The organism is Mycobacterium sp. 852013-50091_SCH5140682 (assembly GCF_001665685.1).
In the GTDB taxonomy this organism is placed as follows: Bacteria; Actinomycetota; Actinomycetes; order Mycobacteriales; family Mycobacteriaceae; genus Mycobacterium.
In genome coordinates this window covers 1-19029 of sequence record NZ_LZTB01000097.1, presented here as the reverse complement: position 1 = coordinate 19029, position 19029 = coordinate 1, and the positions used below count along the sequence as shown (strand labels likewise).

The 19029-nt window shown below is 66.9% G+C and carries 19 protein-coding genes and 1 pseudogene; 9 read left to right on the top strand and 11 right to left on the bottom strand.

The genetic code is table 11. The features are described 5' to 3' along the window. Positions 1-129: 129 nt before the first annotated feature. Both A5784_RS24340 and A5784_RS24335 read right to left on the bottom strand, forming a co-directional pair. Entirely contained in the window at positions 130-1257 is a 1128-nt protein-coding gene (locus A5784_RS24340) for a DUF7159 family protein (protein WP_064947447.1), read from the bottom strand. A gap of 98 nt (positions 1258-1355) precedes the next feature. Beyond that, entirely contained in the window at positions 1356-2237 is an 882-nt protein-coding gene (locus A5784_RS24335; RefSeq protein WP_064947446.1) for an SDR family oxidoreductase, read from the bottom strand. Between the two features lie 78 nt (positions 2238-2315). On the opposite strand from A5784_RS24335, the gene A5784_RS24330 reads away from it, so the two are divergent. Beyond that, positions 2316-2876, top strand: coding sequence for a TetR family transcriptional regulator (locus tag A5784_RS24330; protein WP_064947445.1), 561 nt, complete (start codon positions 2316-2318; stop codon positions 2874-2876). Here the strand turns inward: A5784_RS24330 and A5784_RS24325 are convergent, their stop codons facing one another. From A5784_RS24325 to A5784_RS24315, 3 genes are read right to left on the bottom strand one after another with little or no spacing between them, the layout of a single operon-like run. Then, positions 2877-4178, bottom strand: coding sequence for a 9-bladed beta-propeller domain-containing protein (locus A5784_RS24325; protein ID WP_156750753.1), 1302 nt, complete (start codon positions 4176-4178; stop codon positions 2877-2879). Positions 4179-4180: 2 nt separating this feature from the next. After that, positions 4181-4738, bottom strand: coding sequence for a hypothetical protein (locus A5784_RS24320; RefSeq protein ID WP_064947443.1), 558 nt, complete (start codon positions 4736-4738; stop codon positions 4181-4183). Further along, on the bottom strand, positions 4711-5967 hold the full coding sequence (locus tag A5784_RS24315) for a L,D-transpeptidase (protein WP_064947442.1): 1257 nt from the start codon (positions 5965-5967) through the stop codon (positions 4711-4713). Before A5784_RS24315 ends, A5784_RS24320 begins: the two co-directional genes overlap by 28 nt. A gap of 248 nt (positions 5968-6215) precedes the next feature. Here A5784_RS24315 and A5784_RS24310 point away from each other — a divergent pair, with 248 nt between their 5' ends. From A5784_RS24310 to A5784_RS24290, 5 genes are read left to right on the top strand one after another with little or no spacing between them, the layout of a single operon-like run. Beyond that, the gene (locus tag A5784_RS24310) at positions 6216-7148 is read left to right on the top strand and encodes a hypothetical protein (protein WP_156750752.1); all 933 of its coding nucleotides are present in this window, start codon (positions 6216-6218) and stop codon (positions 7146-7148) included. Positions 7149-7186: 38 nt separating this feature from the next. Beyond that, complete coding sequence (locus tag A5784_RS24305) at positions 7187-7393, top strand: hypothetical protein (RefSeq protein ID WP_064947440.1); 207 nt, start codon at positions 7187-7189, stop codon at positions 7391-7393. Next, positions 7390-7773 (top strand): type II toxin-antitoxin system death-on-curing family toxin, encoded by a 384-nt coding sequence (locus A5784_RS24300; protein ID WP_064947439.1) that lies wholly within the window; start codon positions 7390-7392, stop codon positions 7771-7773. Before A5784_RS24305 ends, A5784_RS24300 begins: the two co-directional genes overlap by 4 nt. Positions 7774-7828: 55 nt before the next feature. Further along, positions 7829-9454: a peptide chain release factor 3 gene (locus A5784_RS24295; protein ID WP_064947503.1), complete on the top strand. Its 1626-nt coding sequence runs from the start codon at positions 7829-7831 to the stop codon at positions 9452-9454. Positions 9455-9484: 30 nt separating this feature from the next. Beyond that, positions 9485-10519, top strand: a complete 1035-nt coding sequence (locus A5784_RS24290; RefSeq protein WP_064947438.1) for a DUF2293 domain-containing protein — start codon at positions 9485-9487, stop codon at positions 10517-10519. Positions 10520-10551: 32 nt separating this feature from the next. On the opposite strand, the gene A5784_RS24285 is transcribed toward A5784_RS24290, so the two are convergent. From A5784_RS24285 to A5784_RS24275, 3 genes are read right to left on the bottom strand one after another with little or no spacing between them, the layout of a single operon-like run. Then, positions 10552-10941 carry a type II toxin-antitoxin system death-on-curing family toxin gene (locus A5784_RS24285; protein ID WP_064947437.1) on the bottom strand — a complete coding sequence of 130 codons (390 nt, stop codon included), beginning with the start codon at positions 10939-10941 and terminating at the stop codon, positions 10552-10554. After that, the gene (locus A5784_RS24280; protein WP_064947436.1) at positions 10938-11135 is read right to left on the bottom strand and encodes a hypothetical protein; all 198 of its coding nucleotides are present in this window, start codon (positions 11133-11135) and stop codon (positions 10938-10940) included. Before A5784_RS24280 ends, A5784_RS24285 begins: the two co-directional genes overlap by 4 nt. 57 nt (positions 11136-11192) lie before the next feature. After that, positions 11193-11660: a GNAT family N-acetyltransferase gene (locus A5784_RS24275; RefSeq protein WP_232006233.1), complete on the bottom strand. Its 468-nt coding sequence runs from the start codon at positions 11658-11660 to the stop codon at positions 11193-11195. Positions 11661-11808: 148 nt separating this feature from the next. Between A5784_RS24275 and A5784_RS24270 the strand changes: the two genes are divergently transcribed. Further along, positions 11809-12780 (top strand): metallophosphoesterase, encoded by a 972-nt coding sequence (locus tag A5784_RS24270; RefSeq protein ID WP_064947435.1) that lies wholly within the window; start codon positions 11809-11811, stop codon positions 12778-12780. On the opposite strand, the gene A5784_RS24265 is transcribed toward A5784_RS24270, so the two are convergent. The 3 genes and pseudogenes from A5784_RS24265 to A5784_RS24255 form a co-directional block, all read right to left on the bottom strand. Beyond that, positions 12756-13001, bottom strand: coding sequence for a LuxR C-terminal-related transcriptional regulator (locus A5784_RS24265; RefSeq protein ID WP_156750751.1), 246 nt, complete (start codon positions 12999-13001; stop codon positions 12756-12758). The two genes, A5784_RS24270 and A5784_RS24265, sit on opposite strands and share 25 nt — an antisense overlap. 73 nt (positions 13002-13074) lie before the next feature. Then, a pseudogene (locus A5784_RS24260) lies at positions 13075-14030 on the bottom strand (mechanosensitive ion channel family protein). A 302-nt stretch (positions 14031-14332) separates the two neighbouring features. Continuing rightward, the gene (locus A5784_RS24255) at positions 14333-14989 is read right to left on the bottom strand and encodes an NUDIX hydrolase (protein WP_064947433.1); all 657 of its coding nucleotides are present in this window, start codon (positions 14987-14989) and stop codon (positions 14333-14335) included. Between the two features lie 68 nt (positions 14990-15057). On the opposite strand from A5784_RS24255, the gene A5784_RS24250 reads away from it, so the two are divergent. Next, the gene (locus tag A5784_RS24250) at positions 15058-16470 is read left to right on the top strand and encodes an ADP-ribosylglycohydrolase family protein (RefSeq protein ID WP_064947432.1); all 1413 of its coding nucleotides are present in this window, start codon (positions 15058-15060) and stop codon (positions 16468-16470) included. A gap of 221 nt (positions 16471-16691) precedes the next feature. Continuing rightward, positions 16692-18665 carry an OPT family oligopeptide transporter gene (locus A5784_RS24245; RefSeq protein ID WP_232006232.1) on the top strand — a complete coding sequence of 658 codons (1974 nt, stop codon included), beginning with the start codon at positions 16692-16694 and terminating at the stop codon, positions 18663-18665. Positions 18666-19029: the final 364 nt, after the last annotated feature.

Genomic DNA, 19029 nt, shown 5'->3' with positions numbered 1-19029 from the left:
GGCGCCAGTGAAAGGCGTCAGTGACCAGCGCCAGTGAAAGGCGTCAGCCGACGGCTCAGTGAGCGGCGTCAGTAATGGCGCCAGTGAACGGCGTCAGTGACCAGCAGTTCAAGGCCTGACTGACCAGCGTCAGTGGAAGCGGTTGATCAGCGGGATCTTTTCGATGATCCGATCGCGCAGCCGCGGCGGGGGCGGCGGGGGTGCGTACACGGGCACGGGCGGCGGCACATAGACCGGCGGTTCCGGCGGGGCCGGTGGAACGTACGCCGGTTCGGGAGCCGGCGGCACGTACTCCGGTTCCGGTGCCGGCGGAACGTACGCGGGTTCGGGAACCGAAGCCTCCTGCACGGGAGCAGGCGGCGGAGCGGCGGCGACCGTCTCGTGGACCGGCGGCGGGGCGGCCGGTGCGGGATGGACGACGGCGGGCTGTGCGACCGGCGGCGGGGCGGGCCGCACGGACTGCTCCACGGCGCCGGTGTTGTTCAGTTCCGTCTCGGGAGGGGTCAGTCGCAGCCCGAGCGCGAGCGACAACGAGACGACGAAAACGACGACCGCGGCAGCCAGCACCGACGACAGCACCCCGACGCGGGACATCAGCGGCTTGGCAACCGGCGCAGGCGCGGCGTTGACCGTGCGAGCCGCGGCCAAGGCGGCGCCGCGGGTCAGGGCGAGATCGGCTTCTGCAGCGGTGAAGACCGGCCGGGCCGTCTCGTCACGCAACACGGCCACCAACGCGTCGGCGGCCTCGACGTCTGAGCCGAGGACGAAGACCGCGTCGGGACTCGGACGCGCGTTGCGGACCGCGGAGCTGGCCTGATCAACCAGCGCGGAGTCGATGCGGTCGATGCGCTCAGCACGGACGCGCTGGTCGTTGACCGTCGCGATCAGCGCGGCGTCAGGCTCGACCAGGCAGACCACGAGGAAGTGGTAGTCGGAGATCTCGGCGATGCCGCCGGCCAGCACCTCGGCCGCCTCGACGTCGGGCACGTCGACCACGCGGGCCCCGCCACCGACGGCGTCGAGTGCCGAGCGGACCTTGGCGGCCACTGCGTCGGCGCCGGCCGACCAGGTCAGGCCGACCGCATGCAGCTCGCCGCCGCCGAGCACGTTTTCCAGCAGCGCCTCGGCGTCAAACGTGTCGGCGTCGGATATGTCCAGTGCCCCGCGGTCGACAGGGGCACCCTCGCCCGTGATCCCGTCGACCAGTACCCACCGGACGACGTTCGATGTCATCGAGAGACCCAGTACGAGGTCCATGGATGACCTCCGATCGTTCGTCAATCGCCCATGAGGGTACCGGTACGACGGCGCAGTCGCCCGTTCCGCCTGTCAACAGCGCCGTCTACCAGTCGTTTTCACGCGAAGTAGTGCCCCTGGGCCAAGTCGTCGAGCAGGCCGGGGCCCGTCGGCTCCCATCCGAAACGCTCCCGCGTCAGTGCGCTGGATGCCGGGATGTCGAGCGCGAACACGCCGCCGATCCACCCGAAGTGGTCGAAGGCCTGCTCGACGGGAACCGAGGTCACCGGCACGTCGAGATGGCGGCCGATGGCGGTGGCGATGTCACGGCCGGCCACCCCCTCCTCGGCCACGGCATGCAGGACCGTCCCGGTGGGAGCCTGTTCGACGGCCAAGCGGAACAGCGGCGCGGCATCGCGGCGATGCACGGCCGGCCAGCGATTGGCGCCGTCGCCGACGTAGGCCGCGACGCCCTTCTCCCGCGCGATCTGAATCAGCCGCGGCACGAAGCCATGGTCACCCTCGCCGTGCGTGGTGGGTGAAAGCCGCACGATCGAGGCCCGCACGCCCTTGTCGGCGAAGGCCAGCACGGCGGGCTCGGACAACCGGGGCAGACCGGGTTGGAATGGATCGTTCTCGGTGAGCGCCCCGCCCGGGTTGTGCCCCGCCATGCCGGAGGTGACGACGAGCGGGCGATCCGACCCTGCCAGCGTGGTTCCGAGGACCTCGATGGCGCGACGGTCCAGCTCTCCCGCGTCGGCGAAGTTGTCGAAGTCGTGGCGGAACGCCAGGTGGATGACGCCGTCGCTGGCGTCGGCGGCTGCGCGCAAGGTGTCGGGATCGTCGAGATCACCGCGGTGCACACGGGCCCCGGCCGCAGTGAGGGCATCGGCCGACGCGTCGGAGCGCGCCAGGCCGAGGACGTCGTGCCCGTTGGCGATGAGGTCGCGGACGACCGCGGACCCCACAAATCCGGACGCGCCGGTGACGAAGACCTTCATGAAAACCTCCTGATGTCAGTGACTGCCATAGCTGCGCAACGCGATGACAGTCACTGACATTCCCTAGACTCGAAAGTTATGAGCCGGTGGGAGCCCAACGCGCATGATCGCCTGGAAGAAGCCGCCCTGCAGCTCTACACCGAGCGAGGGTTCGACCAGACCACCGTCGCCGAGATCGCCGAGCGGGCAGGGCTGACCGAGCGCACGTTTTTCCGCTACTTCGCCGACAAACGCGAGGTGCTGTTCGGCGGGCAGACCCTGCTCACCGAACTCCTCGTCACGGCCATCGCCGAAGCCCCCGACGACGCGCGTCCGCTCGAGGTCATCGCCACCGCGCTGGCCGCACTGGGTCCCGTGTTCGAAGGCCGCGTCGACCATGCCCGGCGCCGCCAAGCCATCATCGACGCGCACCCCGGCCTTCAGGAGCGCGAGCTCATCAAGCTCGCGACCCTGACCGTCGAGATGGCCGAGGCGTTGCGGCGTCGCGGCGTCGGCGATGCGGTGGCACGGCTGGCCGCCGAAACGGGGGTGGCGGTGTTCAAAGTCGCGTTCACGCGGTGGATCACCGACGACTCCGGGGCCGGGCTGGCGGCTGTCATCGCGTCGTCGTTCGATGACCTCAGGGATCTGACGGCCTGATCACGACGGCTGGCGCAGCGCCGCCAGTTCGTGGGCCGTGCGGTGAATGAGCGACGTGCCGACCTGTTCGACGACATCCTCGCGTCCGTCGAGGGTAATGCGCCAGCGCTCTTGGCAATTGGCGGTATCGACGGCAACTATGTCGCGGGTGTAGCCGTGGTACTCCTCGCTCATGACGATGCGCCCGTCGGAGCCCACGAAGTGGGTGAGGTCGAGCGGGCAGGTCGCGCCGGCCTGCCCGGTCTGCAGATTCCACTGCTGCCAGGTCTGGCCGGACTGGACGTAGAGGTTGTTGCCGACGACCCGGAATTGCGGCGCCCGGTACAGAGCATCGGCCGCGGGTAGTTCGAGGCGTTGTTGTCCGTCGGGCGCGTAAACCCGGAAGACCGGCTGATCGAGCACGATCGGGACGACGGTGTTGTCGAGCAGGTTGTAACCCTTGAGTTGATGCTGGGCCCGCAGCCTGCCCGCGGTGTTGTAGAACAGCACGCCCGCGGTGTTCCCGGTCTCGTACTGATAGGCGAATCCGCCTGGGTAGGCGACGGCCCGGCGCAGCGTCGCGCCGTCGGGCGGCTCGGGTGTTTTCACCGTGCCGTCGACGACGGAGAAGACGCGGTAGTGCGGATCGTCGGGGGTCGGGATTTGCGTGGCCAATGTCAGCGGCGCGGCATCGGTGACCGTCGGCGGCGACAGCACCAACTGACCGCTGCCGGGGACGAACCACGTCAGCTCGGCCTTCGAGCCCAGCCCGTAGACGCCCTTGCCCGGCACGGTCGCCACGAGCCGGGTCTCGCCGCGCGGATTCCCGACGGGCCGCACGTTCGGCCCAGTGACGCCGTCCTCCTGCAGGTCGGTGTCACCGCTATGGGCCACCGAACCGTGTTCGAGATCGACGACCCAGACACGCTTGCCGGAGAGACAGATCGCGGCCGACGGTCCGTTGAGATGGCAGGTGTGGTCGTCCGGCCTGTCGAGCAACACCGGCGGGAAGAGCCGGGCGCCGGTGCGCAGGTCGATCCCGTAGACGAACCCGCCGCCACACCGGGAGCCGCATTCGGTGAGGAAGTAGGCGCGGTCGCCGCTGCTGCCGAACGGTTTTCCGATGGAGACGTCGTCGGGCAGACCGACGTCGGCACTCGTGATCCGCCAGCCGTCGACCGGTGTGCGGTCCAGCGAGAACCCGATCAGCTGTGGCGTCGGCGCAGCCTCCGCGTTGTCGCGGCGGGTCCACAGCACCACCGCAACGATCGCCACGACGACGGCGAGCGTCACCGCGAGCGCGACGACCATCCCCCGGCGCACGGCTAGAACACCCAACTGCCTGCGGGCTGCAGCACGAAGCCGTGGTTCACGACCGGGTCGATGCACGCGACGCCGTCGGCGGTCACCACGCACGTGTTGTTCGTCGCCGTGAGCTTCTGGCCCACGGCGAGCCGCGGAAACCCGTCGGGCGGCGCGCACGTCGTGTCGCCGCCGCGGGTGAACACGTACACCGACGAGACATAGGTGTCCGCCGACGAACGGGCCGGCTGGTAGACCGATGCGCACGCAGCGCCTGATGCACCCGGCAGCCCGGGAAGCTGTCCGTAGCACTGCACGGGGACGTGCCGGTTGGGATCGTCGATGTAGTCCCAGCTGCAGGTCAGCGTCGGCGTCGTGAACCCGATGGTGTCGAACTTGGAGCGCTGCACGTACTGCGACGGGTCCGCCGCGGAGAACGCGCCCACGTCGGGAAAGCCGGGTGGAGCGGCGGTCGCCGGCGCCGCGAGCCCGGCGCCCAGCCCGAGGACCGTCGTCAGGATGAGAAGCACCCGCCACACGGCCGTGGATCCGATCAGCGCAGCGCGCTGCCCTGGATCCACTGGCCCCACGGCACGCTCCAGTCGCCGTTGTGTTTGAGGGTCAGCGGTTCGCCGCCGGTGTTACGGACCTCGACGATGTCACCGGGCACGGCGAAGTCGAAGAACCACTTGGCGTTCTCGCTGTTGAGGTTCAGGCAGCCGTGGCTGGTATTGGTGTTGCCCTGCGCCCACACGGTCGCGTTGAGCTGATGCAGGTAGATGCCGTCGGTGCTGATCCGGGTGGCGTACGGGATGGTCTCCTTGTAGCCCAGCCGGCTGTTGACGGGTAGGCCGAACGTCGAGGAATCCATGATCACCGGGTTGGCCTTGTCCATCACGGTGTAGATGCCGCGCGGCGTCCAGAAGCTCAGCGTGGTGTCGCCGATGGTTTCGGTGCCACCCATGCCCATCGAGGTCGGCATGGTGCGGACCAGCTTGCCGTTCTCGAAGACGCTGACCTGTTTGGTGTTGTCGTCGGCGATCGAGATGTGCGAGTCGCCGATGGTGAACGACACCTTCTCGTCCTCGGCGCCGTAGAGGCCGTCGCCGAGTCGGGCGCCGTAGATGTCGGCGTTGACGGTGACCTGGGTGCCCGGCGCGTAGTACTTCTCCGGCCGCCAGTGTGCGGTCTGATCGTCGATCCAGTTCCAGGCTCCGAAGACTGGCGGATTCGTCGTGACCTTGAGCCGGCGCTCGGCGCTGGCCTTGTCGGTGATCGGCTCGTCGAAGCGCGCCACGATCACCATGCCGACGCCGTACTTCGCGCCGTCCTGCAGCATGCCGCCCGAGGTGCCGTCGAGGTATACCTGCGCCTGGCTGCTCGGGGTGAGGGTGCTGAAGGTGGTGACCTGCCGGGTCGGCATGCCGCCGGGGCCCTTCGCCGAAACCGTCATCGTGTAGGTGCGGCCGAAGCCGAGCGACGTCGTCGGCTTCCAGGTCTTCGCGTCCGGCGTGAGGACGCCGGGGATTGCCTTACCGGCGTCGTTGACCATGGTGACGCTGTCGATCGTGCCGGTCTCGGCGGTCACGAGAATGCGTGCCAGCGGATCAACCTCGGCGTTGGGCTTCGGGGTGATCGTGAGTTTGGCCGGCTCGGTGGGCGACGCCTGCGGAGCCCCGGGAGGCGCGGCGGCGAGCGTCTGGCAATGCTCGCTGCAGTCCGGCAAGGCGGTGACGACCACACCGCCGAGCACGGCGAGCACAGCAAACGCGACCGCAAGGCAGGCACGGCGAACAGACGTCAACGTCACTCCAATGTGTTTCCGGCGAGGGCCGTATCGATCGAGCGCCGATCGGGTGCGCTAATCCTAACCGGGCCAGGCCCGCTCTGGCGCGACGGGCACGGCTAGTTCCCGCCGTCGTGATGTGGTCGTTGCTCGCGTGAGGTAAAGGCGCTCGCGAAACGCGCTATCGCCGGTGCTACCACCAAATCTGGTACCGCCGGCGCGATCACATTTTGGCGAGTCAGCGGCCCCGAAACAGGCCCTAGGCTTCGACCGTGCGAATAGCAATCGGGGTTGCGGTGCTGGCATCGGTGTTGCTGACGACCGCATGCACAGGTGAGACCGCCACGCCGGCAGCGTCGCCCACGCACCCGGCCGGCACTGACCGACAAGATGTGCTGCGCAGCGTTCGTGGTGTCGACACGTGTGCGCTGTACGGCGGCGAACAGTCCGTGGCCGGTCAGAGTCTGACGGTGCTGGGACCGACGTCGGTTCTGGGTTGCGACGCGCGGATCGGCGAACCCGGCGACAAGGTCGACGTGTCACTGGGCCTCAACGTCGGTCCGGCGACGCCCGCCAAAGAGGACAGCTGGGTCAAACATCGCACCATCGATGGGGTCGACGTCAGCTCGACCTCGTCGCTGGACGCACCGAACGCTCCGCCGAAAGACCAGCTGGTGAGCTGGAGCTGCAACTTCGTCGCCCGCTATCCCGACGCCACCGCGATCATGGTGACGGTGACGGCACCACCGAAGGTCGATGCCTGTCCGATCGGTGAAGAGTTGGTCCGCACCGCGATCCGCGAATTCGCGGGACGGCCGCAGCGCGGCGGCTCCGATTATCCGACCACCGTGCTGACCGGCGCCGACCCGTGCGCCGCGATCAAACGGCTTCAGCCCGCGCATCGCGTCGACTGGAACGTGCCGGACTCCGGGGTCAGCACCTGCACATTCAGCGTCGACGGCGCGGAGCTGACCACATCGTTCGACTATCGGGACCCGGCCCAGCTCGCTTACGACGGCGCGCAGCCCGCCGTCGACGGCCACCGGTTTGTCGGCGACATCGAGAGCGGGATCTTCGAGGTCGTCGTCGGCGACGAGTTTCAGGTCGCGGGCAAGACGCTGCAACCCGTGGTCAGCATCGTCGATCTGGCACCGGACATGAACCGGATCCGATCGGTCGCACAGGCCATCGCCGACGAATACTGACTGCTCAACAGTGGTATCACTTCGGTATCATCGGACCGGTGGGCATGACACTCCGAACCACTGATGAGCAAACCGAGGCGCTGCGCCGACAAGCAGCGGCAGAAGGTCGGTCCATGCAGGCCGTCGCACTGTCCGCCATTGACGAGTACATCGCGCGCCGCGCACACAAGACCAAGGTCGACGCGGCATTGCAGCGGGTAGTCGCCGAGGAGGCCGGGGTGCTGGAGCGCCTCAAGGACGCGTGACCGAATACCTCGATCTCGAAGATCTGCTTGAGATAGCCCGGCGGGCCGTCGGAGCCGACGTGGCGGTTCGTGACTACGGGTTGCTCGAGTCAGCTCTGGCGCGGCCGTCCGCTTCGGTTTTCGGCGAGGACGCTTATCCCGATCTCCATCTCAAGGCGGCCGCGCTGATGCACTCGTTGGCGCGCAACGAGGCCCTGATCGATGGGAGCAAGCGGCTGTCGTGGACGGCCTGCCTGACGTTCCTGGCCATCAATGGACAACGGATCAGCGCGCCGGAAGACGACCGGTTCGACTTCGTCATCCGCGTGGCCACCGGTGCAGAGTCCGACCTCCAGGATGTCGCCGCTCAACTACGTGCGTGGAGCTATCACGACGCGTGACCTGCTCAACTCGATTACGGATTTTCCGCAGGTCGGCCATACCATCGCTGACGAGATGACCGACAACGCCCTCGATACCACGACCGCCACCGAGACGCCGAAAGGCGACCGTGTCTCCGCGGAAGCGGCCCGACGCAGAACCTTCGCCGTCATCAGCCACCCCGACGCCGGTAAGTCCACGCTGACCGAGGCCCTGGCGCTGCATGCCCGCGCCATCACCGAGGCCGGCGCGATCCACGGCAAGGCGGGCCGGCGCTCCACAGTGTCGGACTGGATGGAGATGGAGAAGGCCCGCGGCATCTCGATCACGTCGACGGCCCTGCAGTTCCCCTACCGCGACTGCGTCATCAACCTGCTCGACACCCCCGGCCACGCCGACTTCTCCGAGGACACCTACCGCGTGCTGACGGCCGTGGACGCGGCCGTCATGCTCATCGACGCCGCCAAGGGTCTCGAACCGCAGACGCTCAAGTTGTTTCAGGTGTGTAAGCACCGCGGAATCCCGATCATCACGGTCATCAACAAGTGGGACCGGCCCGGCCGGCACGCCCTGGAACTGATGGACGAGATCCATGAGCGGATCGGGCTGCGCACCACTCCCCTGACCTGGCCGGTCGGTATCGCCGGAGACTTCCACGGGGTGATGGACCGCCGCAAGGGGCACTTCATCCGCTTCACCCGTACCGCGGGCGGGGCGACCATCGCACCCGAGGAGCACATCCCGGCCGACGCGGCGCACGATGCCGCAGGCATCGACTGGGACACGGCGGTCGAGGAATCCGAGCTGCTCTCGGCGGACGGATCCGACTACGACGGCGACGCGTTCCTCAGCGGTGAGGCCTCCCCGGTGCTGTTCACCTCGGCCGCGCTGAACTTCGGGGTGAACCAGCTTCTCGACGTGCTGGTCGAACTCGCTCCCGCTCCGAGCGGCGCGCTAGACGTCGACGGGGTCCGGCGCGCGCCCAATACTGCGTTCAGCGCGTTCGTGTTCAAGGTGCAGGCCGGGATGGATTCCGCGCACCGCGACCGCATCGCCTATGCCCGCGTCGTCTCGGGCACGTTCGAACGCGGCGACGTGCTGACCCACGCCGCCACCGGCAAGCCGTTCGTCACCAAGTACGCGCAGTCGGTGTTCGGGCAGCAGCGCTCCACGCTCGACGACGCCTGGCCGGGTGACGTGATCGGGCTCGCCAACGCCGCAGCGCTGCGCCCGGGCGACACGCTGTATCGCGATGTGCCCGTGCAATATCCGCCGATTCCGAGCTTCTCCCCCGAGCATTTCGCAGTGGCCCGCGGCACCGACCCGAGCAAGCACAAGCAATTCCGCAAGGGCATCGAGCAATTGGAGCAAGAAGGCGTCGTGCAGGTGCTGCGCTCCGACAAGCGCGGCGATCAGGCACCGGTGTTCGCCGCCGTCGGTCCCATGCAGTTCGAAGTGGCCGCCCATCGCATGGCCACCGAACTCAGCGCGCCGATCTCCTTGGAATCGCTGCCCTACCAAGTGGCCCGCATCGTGTCCCCCGAAGATGCCGACTTCGTCAATCGCCAAGTGTCAGCAGAAGTTCTGACCCGCACCGACGGCGTGATGCTCGTGCTCTTCTCGACGCCGTGGCGGCTCGAAGGTTTCCAGCGGGACAATCCGACCATCAAGCTCGGGTCGTTGGTGGCGGCTGAGGGTTAGCCAAGCCCTTCTGAGTTACGCTCGCCTGACATGGCGCAGACGAATCTCGAACAGCGTGTGGAGCGGGCCGCTGAGGCGGTCCTGCAGGCGCAGCGCTACGTGAGTGCCATCGACGTCCTCCTGCAGTTGGGCTGGTTGACCCACTCGCACGTCGAGCAGTGGCGCCAAGGCAGCATCGATTCGCTCGAAAGCGCCATCCAGACAAACCCGCAGAAAGTCACCGCCGCCTTGGCGGCATTCCAACAGTGGGCGCGTGGCCGCGGTCTCAACCCATTTGAAACCGACTACGTCGCCGCGACTCGTGACCGCCGTACGCTGCGGTTCAGTGTCGACGGCGACGATGCCGTCGACCGCGTATACCGAACACACTGGGTATCACCGAATCTCGACGAGCGCACGATAAAGCGACAGAGCAAACCACCCGATCTCGTGGCCATCATTCCTGTGAAGGACTGGACGTGCACTTCGTGCGGTGGAACCGGCGACTTTCTCTTTATGGAGGACGCGGGCCCGCTGTGCCTGGATTGCGCCGATTTCGGGCACCTGGAGTTCCTCCCCTCGGGCGATGCCGCGATGACGCGACGCGCGAAGAAAGCCAGTGGGCTCTCGGCGGTGGTGGTGCGTTGGAGCAGGTCACGGAAACGCTATGAGCGACAGGGAATCCTGGTCGAGCCCGCGGCAATCGAACACGCCGAGCGCGAGTGCCTCTCCGATGCCGAGATCCGCGCTCGCCGCCGGGAGCGCGACCAGGCGCGGCGGGCCGACGAGGACGTACAGTTCCAGGCGGCGTTCGCCGAAGCGATCCTCGCCCAGTTCCCACGCTGCCCCTCGGCCCGTGCCGAGGCCATCGCCCGCCACGCCGCAACGCGCAGCAGTGGCCGGGTCGGACGCAGCGCCGCCGGACGTGCGCTGGACCCGGACGCCGTGCGGCTCGCCGTCGCGGCGTCCGTCCGCCACGAGGACACCGCTTACGACGAAATGCTGATGTCAGGCATGGACCGGCAATTGGCGCGGGACCGGGTGTACGACGATATCGAGACCGTGCTCGAGAGTTGGCGGTCCTAGCGCATGGCGTTGCGCAGCATCCGCGGTCAGATCTAGCGCTCAGCGTCCAAGGCAAACCCCGCCAGCGCAGCCGAGATATCGCCTAGCTCCAGGTCGCGGGTCGCTACCTCATTCATGAGATTCTCGGCCCGATCCACATCGAAGTCCGCTGCCAGCTCAAACCCATTGATATGCAAGAACGTCCAGGCTGCGGCCCAGGCTGTGCGCTTGTTCCCGTCAACAAGGGCGTGGTTGCGCGCCAGCGACTGCAACATCGCAGCTGCCTTGTCCCAGATTTCTGGATACGCATCGACTCCGAAAACTGTCGCCTGCGGTCGGGCCACCGCGGCATCGAGCAGGCCGTAGTCGCGCACTTTCAGCTCAGCGCCAAACGCGATGGAGCCTGCGGTGAGAACATCCTCGCGGTCGAGGTACTCGATCACGCCAAACGCCGGTTGAGCTCTGCCGAACGCTCAGCCACTATTCGTGCCGCCTCCGCGACCCGGCGCTTGTGCATGCTCGCACGTTCCATGATGGCCGCGTGCGCGAACTTTTTCAGCGACAGGTCATCAGCTCGGGCAGCGGCGCGGATCTGCTCCATTTCGGCCTCGTCGAAGTCCACGTTCAAAGAAGGCATACCCCACGATACCGCTGTCGGTACCAAATTAGGTACCAGTTCCGCGCGCAGACGCCGTCACGACCATTCCTCAGCCGGCCGCCGCATCAACCGCTCGTCGGCATCATCGGGCGACGGCCCGGCGTCGACGAATCCGTTGCGTTCGTAGAGCGCGATGGCCGGCCGGTTGTGTGACTTGACCGAGAGCACCACATCGCGGGCTCCGGCCCATTCGAGCACGGCCTGCACAGCAGCGTCGCCGACACCACGACCACGAGCCGCCGGTGCGACCCACATGGAGATCAGTTCCACCGCACCGCCGGGCTGCTCGTAGGCACCCACGATCCCGGCCTGTTCACCCTCACAGTGAACGACGACATTGATCGGAACTGCGGAAAACCTTTGGCGCCAACGCTCTTCCGTATCACCAGCGCCCGTCCACTCGGCCAGCGTCGAACCGTACATGTCGGGCGATTCGGCCAGGGCCTGCAGGCGGAGATGACGCCAGAGCGGCCAGTCATCGGCGGCCAAAATCTGTACGTGCATCACGTGGGATTCTCCCACCTGTCCGAGCACCCGGATACCATCAAGGTGCGTGTTGAGAGGCCGTCGTCAAGCTCCGCCGGCATGCCACGCCACCTCCACGCTCGGATGCCACGGTAAGCAGGATCACCGTACGAAGGGAGCCCAGGAAGTGACAGCAGGTTACGACATCATCGGCGACGTCCACGGGTGCGCCACCAAACTCGAAGCGTTGCTGGTCGAGCTCGACTACCAAAAAGCCCACGGCACAGGCGAATACCGTCACGACAACCGGCAAGCCATCTTCGTCGGCGACCTGATCGACCGCGGCGAAGAACAACTGCACGTGCTGCATATCGTCAAGTCCATGGTCGATGCCGGCAGCGCAAAGATCGTGATGGGCAACCACGAGTTCAACGCGCTGGCCTACGACACCGAATGGCCGCCCGGCAGCGGGACACTCCTGCGTCCGCACACCGAGAAGAACACCAACCAGCACCACGCCTTTCTCACCCAGGTCACCGGCGACGACCGCCGCCGATATCTGAAGTGGTTCACGACAATTCCGATGTGGCTCGACCTCGGTGACCTGCGCGTCGTCCATGCCTGCTGGCACGAGGACTCGATGAGACTCGTCGAGCAGCGGTGCGGCGCGAGCACGCCGTTCGGTTATGTGAAGCACCTCGTAGCGGCCAGCGACGGGAACGATCCGTTGTTCACGGCGGTCGAGACGCTGCTGAAGGGCCCCGAGATCAGCCTGGTCAACTACGACCAGCCTCCCTACCACGACAAGGACGGGCACCGTCGGGAGAGCGCCCGCATGCAGTGGTGGAACGGCCAGGCCCGCACCTTGCGCGACATCGCCGAGATGGGCGGCAATTTCACCACAGAAGCCGGCGATCCCTACCCGCTGTTGCCCGAACTGGAGGTGGCAGGCACCTTGTCTCACCTGTACACCGGCAAAGTCCCGGTGATTTATGGCCATTACTGGCGGCAGGGCACGCCCAAACACCGGCAGGACTGGACCGAATACACCGCATGCGTCGACTTCAGCGCGGTGAAGGGCGGCGCACTGACCGCATACCGCTGGTCGGGCGAAAAGCACATCAACCCAGACCATTACAGGTCATCGAGCGCGATGTAGCCATCCTGGATCGCCCGCGCGGCCAGCGCTGCCTTGGTGGGCGCGGGCCGTCCCGCCCGCTCGTACTTCGCACGCACCCGCTGCAGATACGTCGCCACGGTGCCGGGAGCGATGAACAGCGCCCGCCCCACAGCGGCTTTGCTTTCTGTTCTCAGCCAGGCAATCAGAATCTCGCGCTCACGCGTAGAAAGCTCGACGCGTGCGCATTGGCCGGTGTTCATCGGAATGTCTCCATCTTTCTGTTCGGACAGCCCGCACACGCGAGCCGAACAGAATGACAGAGACCTCCGACAACTAATCCTCCTCGGGCGGTTTCCCACCGACCACGGCGTGGATGCGTCCCTGCGGGTATGGCAGGTCGATGCCGTGTTCGTCGTAGGCCCGCAGAACCGCTCGCCGCAGTCTGCGTTGCACTGCCCACTGCGCATTGGGCTTGGTTTTGACCGTCATGCGCAGCTTGAGCAGATCTGGCGAGAGCTCCTGCACACCAAGCATTTCCGGCTCGCCCACCACCTTGTGGGCCATCGTCGGGTCGGCGATGACGTCATGCGCGGCGTCGAGAGCGACCCGCTCGGCTCGATCGACATCAGCGGTCAGTGCCACCGGCACCTCGACCCGCGCGACGGCAAAATCCTGGCTCATGTTCCCGACGCGAGAGATCTCGCCGTTGCGGACGTACCAGAGGGTGCCGTCGATATCGCGCAGCGTGGTGATCCGCAGGCCGACGCTTTGCACCTCCCCGGTCACGTCGCCGACGTCGATGGTGTCACCAACGCCGTACTGATCCTCCAAGAGCATGAAGACGCCGGTGACGAAGTCTTTGACGAGGTTCTGGGCGCCGAAGCCGATGGCGAGGCCAACGACGCCGGCGGAGGCGATGAACGGCGCGATGTTCACGCCCAGCGTGCTGAGAACGGCCAGCACCACCCAGATCAGCAGCAGGATGGACACGGTTGATTCAGGACCGATCCGATGGTCTGCGCGCGCTGCTGGCGCCGTTCGGCCGCTCTGCCTCCTGCTGATGCTCGGTCACGCAAATAGCGCACCAACGGTGGCCGCTTGGTTTCGACTTCCATGTCCCCGCTACGGATGTCGCGCGCTTTCCCGGTGGTCGCGCGATCGATCACGCGGTGCAGCAAAAATCGCACGATCAACGCGACGACGATGTAAGCCGCGATGCGGATGGGGACCTCGATGAGCCAATGCCTGTTGGTTTCCGTCCATTCGAAAGCCACGTTGTACACACTCATGGTTCCGACCGTACGGAAGGAGTTTCGCGAAAGTCGAACCCTGACCGCGGTCCGGCGGGGCTAGTGCCCGACGGGCGGCTGCTCGCCGGCCGGACCGTACGGCCCGTTCTGAATGCCCGGCCCCGACGTCGGCCCGGGGGTTCCGGTGACGGCCGGCGGCGTCACCTCACAGGTCGGCGGGTCCGGCGAGCAACAGTGTCATGCGTGTAAGGGTCATTCTTGTTTCACCCACTTTCCTCGGGAGTTTTGCGCCGAACTCTCGGGGTAGCCGACGCCGGCGACGCGTAAACCCTTGACGGGTCTCACATCGTCGCGCGCCGAAACAACTCGGCCGGACGCCCTCGACCGCCGCCCGTGGTACGACCGGTCGCTTCGAGTTGCCTCTCCATCGCCCTACGAAAAGTGTCGCGCTGCAAAGGTTCTCCCGCCACGGCCTCATGGGTCAGACGCAGGTCCCGCAGCGTGAATTCATCACCCAGCAGGCGGTCCGGGTCGGGTTGCGCCCGGTAGCGGCCGCGCATCTCCGCGACCGCGAGTTCGATGATCTTGCCGTGGTCGTAGACCAGTCGGCCCGGGGCGTTCACAGGGACCAATCGCGTGGTCTCGACGACACGCGTCGCCAACCGCTCGGCCGGGACCACAGCGACGTGCGCGACGGACAGCACCCAGCCCCGGTCATCGCGGCCGAGGGCATCGAAAACCTGGAGTTGGCGCGGCACCACGCCGTGGATGTTGGCCTTGTCCGCAAGGGAACGCTTGACGGCGACGGCCAGCGTCTCACCCTCGTGCAGAAAGGTGCCCGGCAACGCCCAGCCGGGGCCGCTCGGGCGGCGCACCTGCAGCACCACCAGCCCCTGTGCGGCATCGATTGTCAGCAGCGCAGTGTCGACGGCGACCGACGGCCGCGGGTAGTCCTCAAGCCTCTTCCCGTGACTATCTCGACGACTCTGCTTGTCCATGTCAGTGCCTCAGCGTACAGTGAAACTCAATTAGCGCAAAAGTGCGCAAATAAACCGAGGGGGCGTGCATGGCATCACTGAACGACCGAATCGAGGGTGTCCTACTCGGGACCGCGGCCGGGGACGCCCTGGGCGCTCCGTACGAATTCGAACCTGCGCGCGGGCCGGAATTGCCGGTGGAGATGGTCGGGGGCGGCCCATGGGAGCCGGGCGAGTGGACCGACGACACCGCGATGGCGATCGCCATCGCCGAGGTTGCGGCGACCGGGGCCGATCTTCGCGACGCTGCCGCGCACGACGCGATCGTCGCCCGCTGGCATGAATGGTCTTTGGGCGCCAAAGATGTTGGTATCCAGACCCGCTCGGTCCTGACCGCCGCCGCCCGCGACGGTGCGTTGTCGGGAGCCGGGGCTCGCGCCGCATCAGCCACGCTGCACGCGCAGACCGGGCGCACCGCAGGCAACGGTTCACTGATGCGGACCGCGCCGGTGGCGCTGGCCTACCTCGACGACGAAGACGCCATGGTCGAGGCGGCCCGGGCCATCAGCGAGCTCACTCACTTCGATTCCGACGCCGCCGATGCAACGGTGTTGTGGTGCAGCGCGATTCGGCACGCCGTATTGACCGCGGAGCTCGACGTGCGAATCGGGTTGCGCCACATCGACTCCAGCCGCCGCGAGGTCTGGTCTCAGCGGCTCGACGAGGCTGAAGCGTCACGCCCAGCAGACTTTCCCAACAACGGCTGGGTGGTCGCGGCCCTGCAGGCCGCGTGGTCGGCGATCGCCACCACCGCCGCCGACGGCCGCTCACCCGAGCACCTGCGCCGCGGGCTCGACGCTGCGGTGCGCTGCGGCAACGACACCGATACCGTCGCCGCCATCGCCGGCGGCCTGCTCGGTGCGGCATACGGAGCGTCAGCGATCCCTCTACAGTGGCGCGCACTGCTGCACGGCTGGCCGGGCATCACAGCCCGCGGACTCGTGCAGCTGGCGACAACACTCGAACGGAAGACACCGAGCACCGACCCGGACTACTCCTGGTCCCGCGTCGACATCCTCACTCCCCACCCGCATGACCCAAACGTCTTGCTCGGCAGTGTGAATGCGTTGCGCCGGTCACCAGCTGAGGTGGACGCGGTGGTGTCGCTGTGCCGTATTCCGGACAGCGACGTGCCCGAAGGCATGCCGCACATCGAGGTGCGGCTCATCGACAGTGTCGACTTCGACGAGAACCCGCACCTCGATTTCGTCCTGCTCGACGCCGTGCGCACCGTCGAAGAGCTTCGCGCACAGGGACGCACGGTCTTGTTGCACTGCGTCGAGGCGTACAGCCGTACACCGACCGTGGCGGCTCTCTACGGTGCGCGACGCCTTGGGATCGACGCCGAACAGGCCTTGTCCGACGTGCTCGAGGTGCTGCCCGACGCGAATCCAAACCCGGTCTTTCGGGAGGCGTTGAGACGATTGGGGACGACACCGTAGCGCGGCTCTCTCGTCGGTGACGACCGTGTCGGCCAGCGCGAGCCGTCCCACCCGGATGACGCACCCGGGCGACGACCGTTCATCGGGTGTTGAGCGCACGCCGCCGACAGGTAGCCCACGCGAACACCCCTCGCGAGCGCGATTCAACGCCTACCGTTTAGGCACCAGATCGCCGCGCGGTCGTCGGCGGCGCTCTGACCTGCGACCAAGAGGGGGCCGAGGTGACCGCGTCACCGACCACATCCACACTGCGTGAACTGACCGTCCGGGGGATCCTGCTCGGCGGGGCAATCACGCTGGTGTTCACCGCTGCCAACGTCTACCTCGGCCTCAAGGTCGGTCTGACGTTTGCCACCGCCATCCCCGCCGCGGTGATCTCGATGGCGATCCTGCGCAATTTCGCCAACCACTCCATCGTGGAGAACAACATCGTGCAGACCGTCGCCTCGGCGGCAGGCACGCTCTCGGCGATCATCTTCGTGCTGCCCGGACTGATCATGATCGGCTGGTGGACGGGGTTCCCCTACTGGATCACCGTGGCCGTGTGCGCCGTCGGCGGCATCCTCGGCGTCATGTACTCGATCCCGCTGCGCCGCGCCCTGGTGACCGGCTCGGATCTGCCCTACCCCGAAGGCGTCGCCGCCGCCGAGGTGCTCAAGGTCGGTGACAGCAGCGGTGGCGTCGAGGACAACCGCATCGGTATCCGGGTCATCACGTTCGGCTCGGTGATCTCCGCTGCGTTCGGCCTTTTGGCCAACCTCAAGGTGCTGTCCAACTCCGTCGCGGCCTACTTCCGCGTCGGCTCCGGCGGGTCGATGTTCGGCGCCAGCCTGTCGCTCGCGCTGATCGGCGTCGGACATCTGGTCGGGATGACCGTCGGCATCGCGATGCTCGTCGGGCTGGTCATCTCGTTCGGCATCATGCTCCCGATCCGCACCAGCGGAGCGTTCGGCGGCGACACGTCACTCGCCGACGTCATCGACACCGCGTTCGTGCACGAGGTGCGGTTCATCGGCGCCGGGGCGATCGCCGTGGCCGCGGTGTGGACGCTGCTGAAGATCCTGCGTCCGATCATCAAGGGCATCACCGACGCCCTGGCCTCCTCGCGCGATCGCCGGCAGGGCCAGCTCGTCGACATCACCGAACGCGACATCCCGTTCCCCATCGTGATCGGCACCGTCGTGGTGATGTTGCTCCCGATCGCCCTGCTGCTGTGGGAGTTCACCCGCGGCACCGCGCTGCAAGGCAGTGCGGCCGGGATCATCGTGGCCAGCCTGGTATTCGTCTTCTTCATCGGCCTGGTGATCGCCGCGGTGTGCGGGTACATGGCCGGTCTGATCGGATCGTCCAACAGCCCCATCTCCGGCGTCGGCATCCTCACCGTGCTCATCGCCGCGCTGGTGATCAAGCTGGTGTACGGCCACACCAGCGACAGTCAATCCACCGCGCTGATCGCCTTCACGCTGTTCGTCACGGCCGTCACCTTCGGCGTGGCCACCATCTCCAACGACAACCTGCAAGACCTCAAGACCGGCCAGCTGGTCGGCGCCACGCCGTGGAAACAGCAGGTGGCGTTGGTGATTGGCGTGCTGTTCGGTTCGGCGATCATCCCGCCGGTGCTCGATTTGATGCAGCGCGCGTTCGGGTTCCTCGGTGCACCAGGCGCCAAAGAGAACGCCCTGGCCGCACCGCAGGCCGCGCTGATCTCCTCGCTGACCAAAGGCGTGTTCGGCGGATCCCTGAACTGGGGGCTGATCGGGCTAGGCGCCGCGATCGGCGTCGCGGTGATCATTGTCGACGAGATCCTCAACCGCACATCACGATTCGCCCTGCCGCCGCTGGCCGTCGGGATGGGCATGTACCTGCCGATGAGCCTGACGCTGATCATTCCGTTCGGCGCACTGCTGGGCTACTTCTACAACCGCTGGGCCGACCGCACCGGCGGCAACGTCGAACGCAAGAAACGCCTCGGCGTCCTGCTGGCCACCGGCATGATCGTCGGCGAAAGCCTCTACGGCGTCGTCTTCGCCGGATTCGTCGCCGGCACCGGCAGCGAAGACCCCTTCGCCATCTTCACCAGCAACACCGGCAACCTCGCCGAGATCATCGGCATCATCGCGTTCGTGCTCGTCGTCGGCTGGATGTACAAGTGGACGCAGAAGACTGCGGGGCGTGATGTGAAGGTCGACAGCTGACGCGTCCGCCACACCACACTGTCGGTGCCGCGCCGCCGACCTGGAGCTTCGGCGCGCGGGCCAGTCGTGTCACGGTCGCAGTCGCCGCCCGACCGGGTTCCTGCGCGGCGGCGGGCGGTGTGGGCGGAGAAGCGGACGAAGTCTTCAGTGACCGGGCCGGGGAAGGACGCCACACCGGTGGCATAACGGTCTGATATTGAATCGAAATCGACTCGCGAGGCTACAACAGTCTCAACCGTCACTTTGTTACCGTCGAGTCCGTGGAGGTTTCCCGGCGTGACGTGCTGCGCTATGCCACCGTGGCCTCGGCGTTGGTCGGCCTGAGCGCAGCATCAGCATGCGCCGGCACACCCACAGCGTCCGC